Annotated in this window: 10 protein-coding genes; 4 read left to right on the top strand and 6 right to left on the bottom strand. The window is 68.3% G+C overall.

The window, feature by feature from the left end; translation table 11 throughout:
• Positions 1-32 precede the first annotated feature (32 nt).
• From MKK50_RS02030 to MKK50_RS02015, 4 genes are all read right to left on the bottom strand, one after another.
• Positions 33-1,133, bottom strand: a complete 1,101-nt coding sequence (locus MKK50_RS02030; RefSeq protein ID WP_253367828.1) for a microcin C ABC transporter permease YejB — start codon at positions 1,131-1,133, stop codon at positions 33-35.
• 9 nt (positions 1,134-1,142) lie between these two features.
• Entirely contained in the window at positions 1,143-3,005 is a 1,863-nt protein-coding gene (locus MKK50_RS02025) for an extracellular solute-binding protein (protein ID WP_499020037.1), read from the bottom strand.
• Positions 3,002-4,927, bottom strand: a complete 1,926-nt coding sequence (locus MKK50_RS02020) for an extracellular solute-binding protein (RefSeq protein ID WP_499020035.1) — start codon at positions 4,925-4,927, stop codon at positions 3,002-3,004. The genes MKK50_RS02025 and MKK50_RS02020 overlap by 4 nt, the downstream gene beginning before the upstream one ends.
• A gap of 175 nt (positions 4,928-5,102) precedes the next feature.
• A complete protein-coding gene (locus MKK50_RS02015) occupies positions 5,103-6,023 on the bottom strand; it encodes a c-type cytochrome (RefSeq protein ID WP_499020034.1) in 921 nt (306 codons plus the stop codon).
• A gap of 304 nt (positions 6,024-6,327) precedes the next feature.
• Here MKK50_RS02015 and MKK50_RS02010 point away from each other — a divergent pair, with 304 nt between their 5' ends.
• The gene (locus tag MKK50_RS02010) at positions 6,328-7,071 is read left to right on the top strand and encodes a 3-deoxy-manno-octulosonate cytidylyltransferase (RefSeq protein WP_253367836.1); all 744 of its coding nucleotides are present in this window, start codon (positions 6,328-6,330) and stop codon (positions 7,069-7,071) included.
• 16 nt (positions 7,072-7,087) lie between these two features.
• Positions 7,088-7,945, top strand: coding sequence for a prephenate dehydratase (locus MKK50_RS02005; RefSeq protein WP_499020032.1), 858 nt, complete (start codon positions 7,088-7,090; stop codon positions 7,943-7,945).
• Positions 7,946-8,012: 67 nt separating this feature from the next.
• On the opposite strand, the gene grpE is transcribed toward MKK50_RS02005, so the two are convergent.
• Together grpE and MKK50_RS01995 are read right to left on the bottom strand one after the other, a co-directional pair.
• On the bottom strand, positions 8,013-8,621 hold the full coding sequence (gene grpE, locus MKK50_RS02000; protein ID WP_499020030.1) for a nucleotide exchange factor GrpE: 609 nt from the start codon (positions 8,619-8,621) through the stop codon (positions 8,013-8,015).
• A gap of 91 nt (positions 8,622-8,712) precedes the next feature.
• A complete protein-coding gene (locus MKK50_RS01995; protein WP_499020028.1) occupies positions 8,713-11,499 on the bottom strand; it encodes a [protein-PII] uridylyltransferase in 2,787 nt (928 codons plus the stop codon).
• A gap of 159 nt (positions 11,500-11,658) precedes the next feature.
• Here MKK50_RS01995 and MKK50_RS01990 point away from each other — a divergent pair, with 159 nt between their 5' ends.
• Together MKK50_RS01990 and MKK50_RS01985 are read left to right on the top strand one after the other, a co-directional pair.
• Positions 11,659-12,633 (top strand): aliphatic sulfonate ABC transporter substrate-binding protein, encoded by a 975-nt coding sequence (locus MKK50_RS01990; protein WP_253367866.1) that lies wholly within the window; start codon positions 11,659-11,661, stop codon positions 12,631-12,633.
• A gap of 8 nt (positions 12,634-12,641) precedes the next feature.
• A complete protein-coding gene (locus MKK50_RS01985; RefSeq protein ID WP_499020026.1) occupies positions 12,642-13,274 on the top strand; it encodes a LysE family translocator in 633 nt (210 codons plus the stop codon).
• Positions 13,275-13,304 lie beyond the last annotated feature (30 nt).

Raw genomic sequence — 13,304 nt, 5'->3', positions numbered from 1 at the left:
CCGGCCGGGTAGCCGGCAAACCGAGGCCCTGGTCAGGCGCCCCGCGCCGAGAAATCGATGCGCGGATCGATCCAGGTATAGGTGAGGTCGGAGAGCAGGTTCACCGCGAGCCCAAGCAGGGAGAAGATGTAGAGCGTGGCGAACACCACCGGATAGTCGCGGCCGACGATGGAGGAGAAGGACAGGAGCCCGAGCCCGTCGAGCGAGAAGATCGTCTCGATCAGCAGCGAGCCGGTGAAGAAGGCGGTGATGAAGGCGCCGGGAAAGCCGGCGATGACGATGAGCATCGCGTTGCGGAAGACGTGGCCGTAGAGGACGCGCCGCTCGCTCACGCCCTTCATGCGGGCGGTGACGACGTATTGCTTGCGGATCTCGTCGAGGAACGAGTTCTTGGTCAGCAGCGTCGAGGTGGCGAAGGCGCCGAGCACCAGGGCGGAGAGCGGCAGCACGAGGTGCCACGCATAGTCCAGGGCCTTGCCCCAGAGGCTCAAGGACTCGAAATTCTCGGAGGTAAGGCCGCGCAGCGGGAAGATCTGCAAGAAGGAGCCGCCCGCGAACAGGATCACCAGCAGGATGCCGAACAGGAAGCTCGGGATCGCGTAGCCGACGATGACGACCGCCGAGGTCCAGACGTCGAAGCGGGAGCCGTCGGAGACCGCCTTGCGGATGCCGAGCGGGATCGAGATCGCGTAGGAGATCAGCGTCATCCACAGGCCGAGCGAGATCGAGACCGGGAGCTTCTCCTTGATCAGGTCAAGCACCGAGACATCGCGGAAGTAGCTGCGGCCGAAATCGAACCTGAGATAGTCCCACAGCATCTTGCCGAAGCGTTCGTAGGCGGGCTTGTCGAAGCCGAACTGCGCTTCGAGTTTCTTGATGAAGGCCGGGTCGAGCCCCTGCGCGCCGCGATACTTCGAGGATTCGCCGCTGCCGCCACGGACCGCCCCGCCGCCGAGGTCGCCCTGGCCGCCGGTGATGCGCGAGAGCGAGCCTTCCTGCTGGCCCTGGAGCTGGGCGAGCACCCGCTCCACCGGGCCGCCGGGGGCGAACTGGATGATCGCGAAGGTGATGAGCATGATCCCGAAGATCGTCGGGATCATCAGCGCGATGCGGCGCAGAATGTAGGCGAGCATGCTTGATCCTCAGTCCCGGCCGATCCGGCGCGCCTTGGCCTCGTCGTACCACCACAGGCCCGGCACGCCGAGCCCGTAGGTCGGCAGCTTCGCCGGGCGGCCGAACACGTCCCACAGGGCGAGGCGGTACTCGGGCGAGTACCACATCGGGATCCAGTAGCGGCCGGCCCGCATCACCCGGTCGAGGGCGCGGCAGGCCACCGCGAGGTTTGCGCGCGAATCCGCGTTGGCGATGCGGTCGAGCAGCGCGTCGATCGCCGGATCGCTGATGCCGGCGAGGTTGTTGGAGCCGGGGATCGCCGCCGCACGCGAGCCGTAGGCCTCGCGCAGCTCCGGCCCCGGCGTCGCATCGCCCGAGGCGGCGCGGGAGGTGATGTCGAAGTCGAAGTCGCGCACCCGCGCCTGATACTGCGCGGCGTCGACCGCCCGCTGGCGCGCCTTGATGCCGATCAGCCCGAGATTGCGGATGAAGGGCTGGACGATCGGCTCCCAGACCGAGTCCGAATCGAGGAACTCGAACTCGATCGGCTTGCCGCTCGGCAGTCGGAGGGCGCCGCCCTTGCGGGTGCAGCCCGCCTCCTTGAGCAAAGCCACGGCGCGGGCGAGCAGCGCCCGGTCCTGCCCCGAGCCGTCCGGCACCGGTGGCGTCCAGGCCTCGCCGAAAACCTCGGCCGGCACCTGCCCGCTGAAGGGTTCGAGCAGCGCCAGCTCCTCCGCCGAGGGCTTGCCCGTCGCCATCAGGTCGGTCTTCTGGAAGAACGAGACGGTGCGCTCGTAGGAGCCGAACATCGCCGTGCGGTTGGTCCAGGGGAAGTCGAAGCAGAGGCTGATCGCCTCGCGCACGCGGGGATCCTTGAACACCTCGCGGCGGGTGTTGAAGAACCAGCCCTGGATGTTGGCGGGCGAGGTGTCGGGCAGGGTTTCGCGCTTGACGCGGCCCTCGCGCGCGGCGGGAAAATCGTAGCCCGTCGCCCAGATCCGCGAGGTGAATTCCTGGCGGTAGGTGTAGGCGCCGCCCTTGAACGCCTCGAACGCCACCTGCCGATCGCGGAAATACTCGTAGCGGAGCTGATCGAAGTTGTTCTGCCCGACCATCACCGGCAGATCCGCCGCCCAGTAATCGGTGACGCGCTCCAACTCGATGAAGCGGCCGATGTCGAGCCGCCCGACTTGATACGGGCCGGAGCCGAGCAGCGGCTTGAGGGTCTGGGCCTCGAAGTCGCGCCCCTCGAAGAACTTGGCCGAGAAGATCGGCAGTCCGGCGACGATCAGCGGCAGGTCGCGGCTGCGGCCGGGGGCGAAGCGGACCACCAGAGTCTCGTCACCCTCGGCGATCGCCTCCGCGACATCGCGGATCACCTGCGCGATCGTCGGGTGGCCCTTTTCCTTGAGGATGGTGAGGGAGAAGGCCGCGTCCCGCGCAGTCAGAGGCGAACCATCGTGAAAGTGCGCCTGCGGGCGAAGAGCGAAGCGGTAGGTCAGGCCGTCGGGGCTGATCTCGACCGACCGGGCGAGGAGGCCGTAGAGCGCGTCTGGCTCGTCGAGGGCGCGCACCATCAGGCTGTCGAAGGTGAGATTGATCCCGGCCGCGCCGTTGCCGCGGAAGACGTAGGGGTTGAGCGTGTCGAAGGTGTCGAACGCCTGATTGCCGAAGGTCTGGACGAGATGGGTCGCGAAGCGCCCGCCGCGCGGCGCCATCGGGTTCACGTAGTCGAAGTTCGGGAAGTCGGGCGCGTATTTCAGCTCGCCGAAGCTCGAAAGGCCGTGAGTCTTGCGCACTTCCTCGGCGCGGGCCGAACGGGGCAGGGCGCCCGCGAGTGCCAGCGCCCCCGAGCCGAGGACGACGCTCCGGCGGGTCGCGCCCGCACTCATCGCGGCGCCCCCGTCTTGGCAGCGAGCGCCTCGTCGTACCACCACGTCGTCGGGAAGCCGGAAGCGCCGTATTTCGGCAGCACCGCCGGGCGGCCGAAGCGGTTCCAGCGCAGCGTCCGCGTGACCGGCGAGGACCATTGCGGCACCATGAAATGGTGGGCGAGCAGCGCCCGGTCGAGGGCGTGCGTGGCGGCGACCAGCGTCTCGCGGTCCCCAGCGAAGATCAGCTTCTCGATCAACGCATCGATGCCGGCATTCTTGATCCCGGCGATGTTGCGCGAACCGGGCTTGTCGGCCGCCGCCGAGCCCCAGTACTCGCGCTGCTCGTTGCCGGGCGAGAGCGATTCCGGCCAGTTCGAGGTCGTGATGTCGAAATCGAAGCTTCGCAGGCGGTTCTGGTACTGCGCCTGATCGATCACCCGGATCGAGCTTTCGATGCCGATCAGCTTGAGCTGCGCGGCGTAGGGCAGGATCACCCGCTCGAACACGTTCTGGAATTCGAGGAACTCGACGGTCAGCGGCTCGCCGGTCGCCTTGGAGACCATCCGGCTGCCCTTCAGCTCGTAGCCGGCCTCACGCAGCAGGCCGACCGCCTTGCGCAAGTTGGCCCGCGCGGCCTCGGGCGTGTCGTTGACGGGGTTGGTGTAGGTCTCGGTGAAGACGCTGGCCGGCAGCTTGTCCTTCACGCTCTCCAGGATCACCTTTTCGATCCCGTCGGGCAGGCCCGACGAGGCGAGGTCCGAGCCGTAGAAGTAGGAATCGATCCGGCTGTAGAGGCCGTAGAAGAGCTGCCGGTTCATCTCCTCGAAGTTCAGGGCGAGGTTGAAGGCGCGGCGCACGCGCTCGTCCTTGAACTTGTCCCTGCGCAGGTTGAACACGAAGGCCTGCATGATGCCGGTGCCGCGGCCGGGGAACTCTTCCTTGATGAGGCGTCCTTCCTTCACCGCCGGGAAGTCGTCGTAGGCGGTGGCCCAGTTGCGGGCGATGTTCTCGCTGCGGAAATCGTAGAGGTCGCCCTTCAGCGCCTCCAGCAGCACCGACCCGTCGCGGAAATACTCGAAGCGGACCGTGCCGAAATTGTTGCGGCCGCGGTTCACCGGCAGATCCTTGCCCCAGTAATCGGCCACGCGCTCGTAGACGGCCGAGCGGCCGGCATCGACCTTGGCCAGCCGATAAGGGCCCGAGCCGAGCGGGATTTCCAGAGTCGTTTCGGTGGCGCTGCGGGGCTTGCCGGCCTTGTCGGTGCCGGTCCACCAGTGCTTCGGCAGCACCTGCATCTGGCCGAGCACCTGCGGCAGCTCGCGGTTGCCGGCCTCGCTGAAGCGGAAGACCACCTCCCGTTCGGCCCCCGGCTCGGCCTTGGCCACGGTGTGGTAGTAGGCGGCGTAGAACGGGCTGTTGGCCTTCAGGGTGTCGAAGGACCAGATGACGTCCTCGACGGTGACCGGCTTGCCGTCATGCCAGCGCGCATTCGGCCGCAGGCGATAGGTCACCGACTGGCCGTCCTCGGCGATCCGCACGCCCTCGGCGAGGAGCCCGTAGGAAGAGAACGGCTCGTCGCCGGAATCCTCCATCAGCGTGTCGTAGATCTGGGTGATCCCGCCTTCGAGATCGCCCTTCAGGCCGTTGACGATGAAGTTGAGGTTGTCGAAGCCGCCCTGGGCCCCGAGCCGCACCATGCCGCCGACCGGTGCCTTGGGGTCGGCATAGTCGAAATGCGCGAAGTCCGGCCCGTATTTCGGCTCGCCGAGCAGGGTCAGCGCGTGGCGCCAGGAACCCGAACCCTTGCCGGATGCCTCCTGCGCCGAGACCTTCGAGGCGGATTCGGCGGGCTCCTGGGCCGAGGCGGAGCCTCGCAGCCCCATGAGGACGAGCGCTCCGGCAAGGAAGCTGCGGCGGGCAATTACGGTGGTTTCCGTCACGTTGGCGCGGTCTCCCGATCCCGTGAGAGGTCAGTCGGGCGTCGTTCTAGGACGAGGCCGGGGCCGGCGCCAACCCGCCGCGAGCGCGCAGGCCGCGCAGCCGGGGGTGCGACATGGAAAAGGCCGGGCTTTGCGGGGCCCGGCCTTTTCACAACAATCCGCTTTCCGTTTCGCCTTACGGCTTGGGCGCCTCGGGATCGGCCTTGGCCGCCGGCTCGGTGGCCGGCGTGGACTCGGAGCCGGGCTCCGCCTTGGTCGGGATATCGCCCGAGGGCTTCGCCTCGGGGGCCTGCGTCGGGGCGACCTCGTTGCGCTGCGGCTGGGTCTGCGGTGCGGGGACCGGGCGGGCCGTGTCCTTGCCGTCGCCGGACTGCGTGTCGCCCTTCGGCGCGTTGGTCTTGGGCGCCTTGTCCTTGTCGCCGGTCGCACTCTCGACCGGCCGCTCCTCGGACTTGCCGGGTGCCTTGCCCTCGGCCTTCTTGTCCTCGGCCTTGCCCTCCGCCGGCTTGGCGGCTTCCGCCTTCTTGTCACCCTCCGGCGCCGCTTCGGCCTTCTTCTCGGCGGCCGGCAGCGGCTTCGGGCTGTCGGCGAGGCTACGCAGATAGGCGATGACGTTGGCGCGGTCCGTCGGCGAGCCGATGCCGGCGAACGCCATCTTCGTGCCCTTCACGTAGCCCTTCGGGTTCTCGAGGAAGTGGTCGAGATCCTCGTAGGTCCACGTGCCGCCCTTCTCCTTGAGCGCGGCGGAGTATTCGAAGCCGGCGGCATGCGCCTTCTCGCGCTCCACGATCTCCCAAAGATCCGGGCCGACCTTGTTGGGGCCGCCCTTCTCGAAGCTGTGGCAGGCTTGGCAGGCCTTGGTGCCGCCCTTGCCCTTGTCGGCATCGGCGCTGGCGAGCCGCACGGCGATGGGCTCGGCCTTCGGCGCTTCCGCCGCCGCGCCGCCGCTCTTCGGCTCCGGCTCGGGCAGGGGGTAGCCGGCGCTTCCGGCGGGCTTCGGGTGATAGATCAGCTCCGCAACGAAGCCCGACCCGACCGCGAACAGGAGGGCACCCAGGACCGCGCCCGCGACCTTGTTCAGCTCGAAGGAATCCATGCTCGACAGCTCCGGCGCGCGGGATCAGGACCCGGCGGATGAGGGCCCGACGGGCAGACGCCGGACTTTGGAGGATTTCAAGGGTGATTAGCCGCTCGGGCCCGATCTTGACAATGGGCCATGCGCGCTGCGCGCTGTCGCACACCGCTATTCGTCACACGCTTCGCGCGAGCGGGCATTTTCGTTGCAGCTCTGCCGCACCGCGACGGGGGGCGCCCTGCCATGACAAGCCGGACGGCCGCTGCTAGAGCGCTCCCGCGCGCTTAAAATTCCTTCCGCCCCAGTTCGTCCGACCTCTGAGGCCATGTCCGATCCCCTGATCCTGATTCCGGCCCGCCTCGCCGCGACCCGGTTGCCGTCGAAGCCGCTCGCCGACATCGCGGGCGTGCCGATGATCGTGCATGTCTGGCGCCGCGCGGTGGAGGCGGGGATCGGCCCCGTGGTGGTCGCCACTGATACCGACGCGATCGCCGAGGCGATCGAGGCCCAGGGCGGGCTGGCGGTGATGACCCGGCCCGACCACCCTTCCGGCTCGGATCGTCTCGCGGAAGCGCTGGAGATCGTCGATCCCGACGGCAACCACGATGTCGTCGTCAACGTCCAGGGCGACCTGCCGACCATCGACCCGGCGATCATTGCCGCTTCGGTGATGCCGCTTGCCGACCCGCAGGTCGACATAGCCACCCTCTGCGCGGTGATCCACCGGCCCGAGGAGATGGACGATCCCAACGTGGTCAAGATCATCGGCCACACGGTGGGACCCAACCGCCTGCGCGCTCTGGCCTTTACCCGCGCCCGCGCCCCTTGGGGCGACGGGCCGCTGTTCCACCATATCGGCCTCTACGCTTATCGCCGGAAGGCGCTCGCCCGCTTCGTCGCCCTGCCGCAGGGCGAGCTGGAGAAGCGCGAGAAGCTGGAGCAGCTGCGCGCGCTGGAGGCCGGGATGCGCATCGATGCGATGATCGTCGAGGATCTGCCGCTCGGCGTCGACACCCCCGCCGACCTCGAGCGCGCCCGCACGCTGCTCGCCATCCGCCGCCTGAACTGAACGCGCTAGAGCACCGATGACCGACCGCACCATTGCCTACCAGGGCGAGCCCGGCGCCAACTCGCACATCATCTGCTCGCAGGCCTATCCCGGCTGGACCGCTCTGCCCTGCGCCACCTTCGAGGACGCCTTCGCCGCGGTGAACGAGGGCAAGGCGAGCCTCGCGATGATCCCGATCGAGAACTCGATCGCAGGTCGGGTCGCCGACATCCACCACCTGATCCCGACCTCCCGGCTGCACATCATCGCCGAGCACTTCCTGCCGATCCACTTCCAGCTCATGGGCCTGCCGGGCGTCGGCGCGGAGCGGCTTACGAGCGTGCACAGCCATATCCACGCGCTCGGCCAGTGCCGCCGGATCATCCGGCGGCTCGGCCTCAAGGCGGTGGTGGCTGGCGACACGGCGGGCGCGGCCCGCGAGGTGGCGGAGGCGCGCGATCCCAGCCGCGCGGCCCTCGCCCCGGCCATGGCGGCCGAGGTCTACGGCCTCGACATCCTGGAGCGCGACGTCGAGGACGAGGCGCACAACACCACGCGCTTCGTCGTGTTCTCGCCCGAGCCCGCCGAGTGCGAGCCCGGCAACGGCCCGACGGTGACGAGCTTCATCTTCCGGGTCCGCAACATCCCGGCGGCGCTCTACAAGGCGCTCGGCGGGTTCGCGACCAACGGCGTCAACATGTCGAAGCTCGAGAGCTACATGGTCGAGGGCCAGTTCACCGCGACCCAGTTCTATGCGGAGGTCGATGGCCATCCCGAGGATGACGGCCTGCGCCGGGCCCTCGAAGAGCTGCGCTACTTCTCGAAGGAGCTGCGCATCATCGGCACCTACCCGGCTCACCCGTTCCGCGAGACGACGCGGCAGGCGGCGGAATAGCCAGGGCGCATACGAAAAAGGCCGGCACAGGTGTGCCGGCCTTTTTTCTTCGACTGAAGGAAAAGCGTTACGCCGCGTCGGCGGGCTTGTCCTTGTTGGCCTCGGGCTTCGGGCCGCCCTTCGAGACGCCGACCAGGGCCGGGCGCAGGGTGCGGTCGCCGATGACGTAGCCGGTCTGCACCACCTGGACGACGGTGCCGTTGGGAACCTCGGTGTTGGGCACCTCGAACATCGCCTGATGGCGGTTCGGGTCGAAGCGCTGGCCCTTGGGATCGACCACCTTCACGCCGTGGCGCTCCAGCGTCTTGGCGAGGTCCCGCTCGGTGAGGTCGATGCCCTCGATCAGACCCTTGAAGGGCCCCTCGGCACCCGCACGCGCCTCCTCCGGCACGCTTTCGAGCGCGCGGCGGATGTTGTCGGCAGTGTTGAGCATGTCGCGGGCAAAGTTCGTCACCGCGTAGGTGCGGGCATCCGCGACCTCGCGCTCGGTGCGGCGGCGCAGGTTCTCCATTTCGGCCAGCGTGCGCAGCAGGCGATCCTTGAACTCGTCGCGCTCGGCGATCGCAGTGGCGAGCCCCTCCGCATCCGCGCCCGCCTGCGCGGCACCGGATTGCGGCGAAGCCTCCGCCTCCGCGCCGTCGTGCCGCTCCTGCTTCTCCATGTCGTCAGCCATCATCGTGCGATCGATCAGGTCTCGAAGTGTTCCGGGAAGGGGCTGATATCATTCGGGCAAACCCCGAAATCAAGCGCACCGCGTGGCGGACGGGTCAGAGTTCCCGCGGCGGCGGTGAATCGACGAGGGCGTCGAGCCCTTCCGCGCGGAGCGCGGCGACGTCGCTGGCGAACACCTCCATCACCGCGGCGCGGATCATCGCGAGGCGGTCGGGCTGCACCACGCGGGTGCCGGTGAGGTCGGTCACGTAGAACACGTCCACCGCCCGCTCGCCGAACGTCGCCACATGGGCCGAGGTGATGTTGAGGCTCAGGCGGTTGAGCCCGGTCGTCAGCTCGTAGAGCAGGCCCGGCCGGTCGAGGCCGGTGATCTCCACCACCGTCTCGCGGCTCGACAGGGCGTTGTCGATCGACACGTCCGGCGGCACGAGGAAGGTCTTGGGCGGCTGTTTCGGGTGCTTGTCGGCGACGAGTTCGGCGATCTTAATCTCGCCCTTCAGCGCTCGCTCGATCGCCGTGGCGATGCGGCCGGCGCGGCGCAGCTCGTCCTCGTCCCGTTCGAAGGCGCGGGAGATGAAGATCGAATCGAGGGCGAAGCCGTCGGTGGTCGTGAAGATCTGCGCATCGACGATATTGCCGCCCATGGTGGCGCAGGCGCCGGTGATGATGGCGAGCAGCCGCGGATGGTCGGGCGAATAGACCGTCAGCTCGGTCACGCCGCGCACCGGGTCGGTCTCGTAGGTCGTGGCGCTGGTGCGGCCCTCCTCCATGACTGTGCGCAGGAAGCGGGCGTTCTTGAAGTGGCGCGTGGAGTCCACCTTGAGCCAGTAGGCCTGGTTGTGGCGCGCGGCGTAGGCGTCGAACACCTCCGAGTTCCAGTCCGAGAGCTGCTCGCGCAGGGCCATCTGGATCAGCCGCACCCGGTCGGTGCGGGCGATCTCCGAATGGCCGCCGGACAGGACGACCTCGGTCTCGTCGTAGAGGGTGCGCAGCAGCGTGCCCTTCCAGGCCGTCCACACGCCGGGGCCGACCGCCTTGATGTCGGCGACGGTGAGGATGGCCAGCAGCTTGAGCCGCTCCAGGCTCTGCACCTCGCTCGCGAACTTCTCGATCGTCCTGCGGTCGGAGAGGTCGCGGCTCTGCGCCGTCATCGACATGAGCAGGTGGTGCTCGACCAGCCACGAGACCGTTGCGGTCTCCGCCTGGCTCAGGCCGAAGCGCGGCCCGAGCTTGCGGGCGATGGCGGCGCCGGCAATCGAGTGGTCCTCCGGCCGCCCCTTGGCGATGTCGTGGAGCAGGATCGCGACGTAGAGGGCGCGGCGGTTATGGATCGTATCGATGAGGCGTGTGGCCAGCGGATGCTCGTCGCGCACCCGGCCGGAATCGATCGCGGCGAGCACGCCGAGCGAGCGCAGCAGATGCTCGTCTACCGTGTAGTGGTGATACATGTTGAACTGCATCATCGCGACGATGCGGCCGAATTCCGGGATGAACCGGCCGAGCACGCCCGCCTCGTTCATCGAACGCAGAATCGTCTCCGGAGCGTTCTTCGAGGTGAGGATGTCGAGGAAGAGCCGATTGGCTTCCGCGTCGATGCGCACCGCGTGGGTGATGAGCTTGAGCGAGCGGTTGGCCAGGCGCGCCGCGTCCGGATGGATCGGCAGGTTGTGGCGGTCGGCGAGCCAGAACAGACGGATCAGGTTGACCGGATCGCGCTCGAACGTGTCCTCGCCGCGGATGTTGACCCGGCCGTTGTCGATCCAGAAGTCCTCCGCCTCGATCGAGGTCGCTCGGAAGCGGTCGCGGAAGCGGCCGATCCAGCGGTCGAGCACCGGCGTGCGCTTGGCGTGACGCGCCTCCAACTCGGCGCAGACGATGGCGGTGAGGTCGCCGACATCCTTGGCGATGAGGAAATACGCCTTCATGAAGCGCTCGACGCCCGAGAGGCCGCCGCGGGAGCCGAAGCCGAGCCGCTCGGCGATCTTGGGCTGCAGCCCGAACGAGAGGCGCTCCTCCGGCCGCCCGGTCACGAAGTGGATGTGGCAGCGCACCCGCCACAGGAACTCCTCGCAGCGCTCGAACAGGCGGTATTCGTCCGGCGTGAACAGCCCGGCATGGACAAGCTCGGCCTGGTTGCGCACGCGGTAGGTGTATTTCGCGATCCAGAAGAGCGTGTTGAGGTCGCGCAGGCCGCCCTTGCCGTCCTTGACGTTGGGCTCGACGAGGTAGCGCGAGGCGCCCGCCTTGGCGACGCGGGCATCGCGCTCGCGCAGCTTGGCGTCCACGAACTCGGAGGCCGAACCGATCACCAGTTCGGTGTCGAAGCGGGTGACCATCTCCTCGAACAGCGAACGCGAGCCGAACAGGAAGCGGGATTCGAGCAAGGCGGTGCGGATCGTCATGTCGGCGCGGCCCTCGCGCAGGCATTCCTCCACCGAGCGCGTGGCGTGGCCGACCTTCAGCTTGAGGTCCCAAAGCACGTAGAGCATCGCCTCCACGACGCTCTCGGACCACGCGGTCTGCTTGTAGGGCAGCAGGAAGAGCAGATCGATGTCCGAGCCCGGCGCCATCGTTCCTCGGCCGTAGCCGCCGGTGGCGACGATCGCGAGGTGCTCGCCGGTGGACGGGTTGTCGTTGGGATAGAGGCGCCAGACCACGGCGTCGTAGATCGCCCGCACCACCGCGTCGGTAAGGCGGCTCAGACGCTGCGCGCAGGCGAGGCCGTCGCGTTCCTTCAACAGGAGCCGCTCGGCCTCCGCGTGCCCGGTCTCGATCACCTTGCGCAACTCGGGCACAAGGAGCCCTCGCAGCTTGGTCGGTTCGCGGGCGTCGCGGTCGAGGGAGGCGACGATCTTTTCCAGGACGGGAACGGGGTCGAACATGGCCGTCCCGTTAGCATGTAAAGCCGGCGGCGGCATCGGTCGGTTGCGTGCAACTCAGCCGTTCTGTTTCGCGGATTTTCGTTTGACGAAACGAACGAGACTGTTCTAGCCCTTACGGAGATCCGGGTGACAAGCCGGGCCGACACGGGAGACAGCCGCATGATCCGACGCCGCACCGTCCTCTCCGCATTCGCCGGATTGTTCGGCCTTTTCGCGACGGGTTCGAACCTGCGGGCGGCCGAGGTCTCCGAGATCCGGCTCGATTGGGCGACCTATAATCCGGTCAGCCTCGTCCTGAAGGAGAAGGGGTTCCTGGAGGAGGCGTTGAAGGCCCGCGGCATCAAGGTGCGCTGGGTCCAGTCGCTCGGCTCCAACAAGGCGCTGGAATTCCTGAACGGCGGCGCCATCGATTTCGGCTCCTCGGCCGGGGCGGCAGCACTCCTGGCGCGCATCAACGGCAACCCGGTCAGGATCGTCTACGCCTATTCCCGGCCGGAATGGACCGCGCTCGTCACCCGCAAGGAGACCGGGATCGCAGGACCCGCCGACCTCAAGGGCAAGCGCATCGCCGTCACCCGCGGCACCGATCCGCACATCTTCCTGATCCGCGCGCTCCAGGGCGCCGGGCTCACCGAGAAGGATGCCAAGCTCGTCCTGCTCCAGCATGCCGACGGCCGCACGGCGCTCGACCGCGGCGACGTCGATGCCTGGGCCGGGCTCGATCCGATGATGGCCGCCGCCGAGATCGAGAGCGGCGACGTGCTGTTCCACCGCGACGCCGCCGCCAACACCTGGGGCGTGCTCGACGTGCGCGAGGATTTCGCCAAGGCGCATCCCGATCTCGTGCGCGTCGTCATCGCCGCCTACGAGCAGGCCCGTGCCTACGCGCTCGCCAACCCGGACGCCCTGAAGAGCGCACTCGTCTCGGCGACCAAGCTGCCCGAGGCGGTCATCGCCAAGCAGATCGAGCGCACGGATCTTAGCCAGCCGGCCGTCGGTTCGGCCCAGGCCGAGAGCATTCGTGCCGCCGGCCTCGCCCTGCAGCAGGCGGGCGTCATCCCCGCCTCGACCGACGTGGCGGCGGCGGTGGACGGCCTGATCGATCCGCAGTTCAACCCGGCTCCGGCGCGCTGAGCCTGCCGATGCCGGATGCTGCGCACCTCGCCGCCTTTGCCCTGGTCTGCCTCGGGATGGTGCTGACGCCCGGCCCGAACATGGCCTACCTCGTCTCGCGCACCGTCGTGCAGGGGCGGGCGGCCGGGCTGGTCTCGCTGACGGGCGTCGCGGCGGGCTTCCTCGTCTACCTGCTCTGCGCGGCCTTCGGCATTACCGCCCTCCTCGTGGCGGTGCCTTTCGCCTACGACGCCCTGCGCTTGGCGGGTGCTGCCTATCTCCTTTTCCTCGCATGGCAGGCCGTGCGACCCGGCGGCCGCTCGCCCTTCGACACCCGCCCGCTGCCTGCTGACGGGACGGTGCGGCTCTTCGCCATGGGCTTTCTGACGAACCTACTGAACCCGAAGATCGCGGTGATGTACCTTTCGCTGCTGCCGCAGTTCATCGATCCGGCGGCGGGTGGGGTGCTGACGCAGTCCCTCGCGCTCGGCCTCGTCCAGATCGCCGTCAGTCTCACGGTGAATGCGGTGATCGTCCTGTCGGCCGGGTCCGTCGCGGCCTTCCTGAAGGGGCGGCCGGTCTGGCTCCTCGCGCAACGCTGGTTCATGGGAACGGTGTTGGCGGTCCTCGCCCTGCGCGCGGCGACCGATGCACGGCGCTGAACGGCCGATCCCGTAGGGACTTGTCGAGAA

The sequence above is a fragment of the Methylobacterium sp. J-043 genome (assembly GCF_022829505.1).
In the GTDB taxonomy this organism is placed as follows: Bacteria; Pseudomonadota; Alphaproteobacteria; order Rhizobiales; family Beijerinckiaceae; genus Methylobacterium; species Methylobacterium extorquens_A.
The sequence above is the reverse complement of the archived record's forward strand: the minus strand, read 5'-3'. Positions and strand labels throughout refer to the sequence as shown.

Excerpts from the sequence above, each read along its gene's own strand:
- MKK50_RS02010 (WP_253367836.1), top strand. The coding sequence starts at position 6,328 with ATGTCCGATCCCCTGATCCTGATTCCGGCCCGCCTCGCCGCGACCCGG.
- MKK50_RS02015 (WP_499020034.1), bottom strand. The coding sequence starts at position 6,023 with ATGGATTCCTTCGAGCTGAACAAGGTCGCGGGCGCGGTCCTGGGTGCC.
- MKK50_RS02025 (WP_499020037.1), bottom strand. The coding sequence starts at position 3,005 with ATGAGTGCGGGCGCGACCCGCCGGAGCGTCGTCCTCGGCTCGGGGGCG.
- grpE (WP_499020030.1), bottom strand. The coding sequence starts at position 8,621 with ATGATGGCTGACGACATGGAGAAGCAGGAGCGGCACGACGGCGCGGAG.
- MKK50_RS02005 (WP_499020032.1), top strand. The coding sequence starts at position 7,088 with ATGACCGACCGCACCATTGCCTACCAGGGCGAGCCCGGCGCCAACTCG.
- MKK50_RS01990 (WP_253367866.1), top strand. The coding sequence starts at position 11,659 with ATGATCCGACGCCGCACCGTCCTCTCCGCATTCGCCGGATTGTTCGGC.
- MKK50_RS01985 (WP_499020026.1), top strand. The coding sequence starts at position 12,642 with ATGCCGGATGCTGCGCACCTCGCCGCCTTTGCCCTGGTCTGCCTCGGG.
- MKK50_RS02030 (WP_253367828.1), bottom strand. The coding sequence starts at position 1,133 with ATGCTCGCCTACATTCTGCGCCGCATCGCGCTGATGATCCCGACGATC.
- MKK50_RS01995 (WP_499020028.1), bottom strand. The coding sequence starts at position 11,499 with ATGTTCGACCCCGTTCCCGTCCTGGAAAAGATCGTCGCCTCCCTCGAC.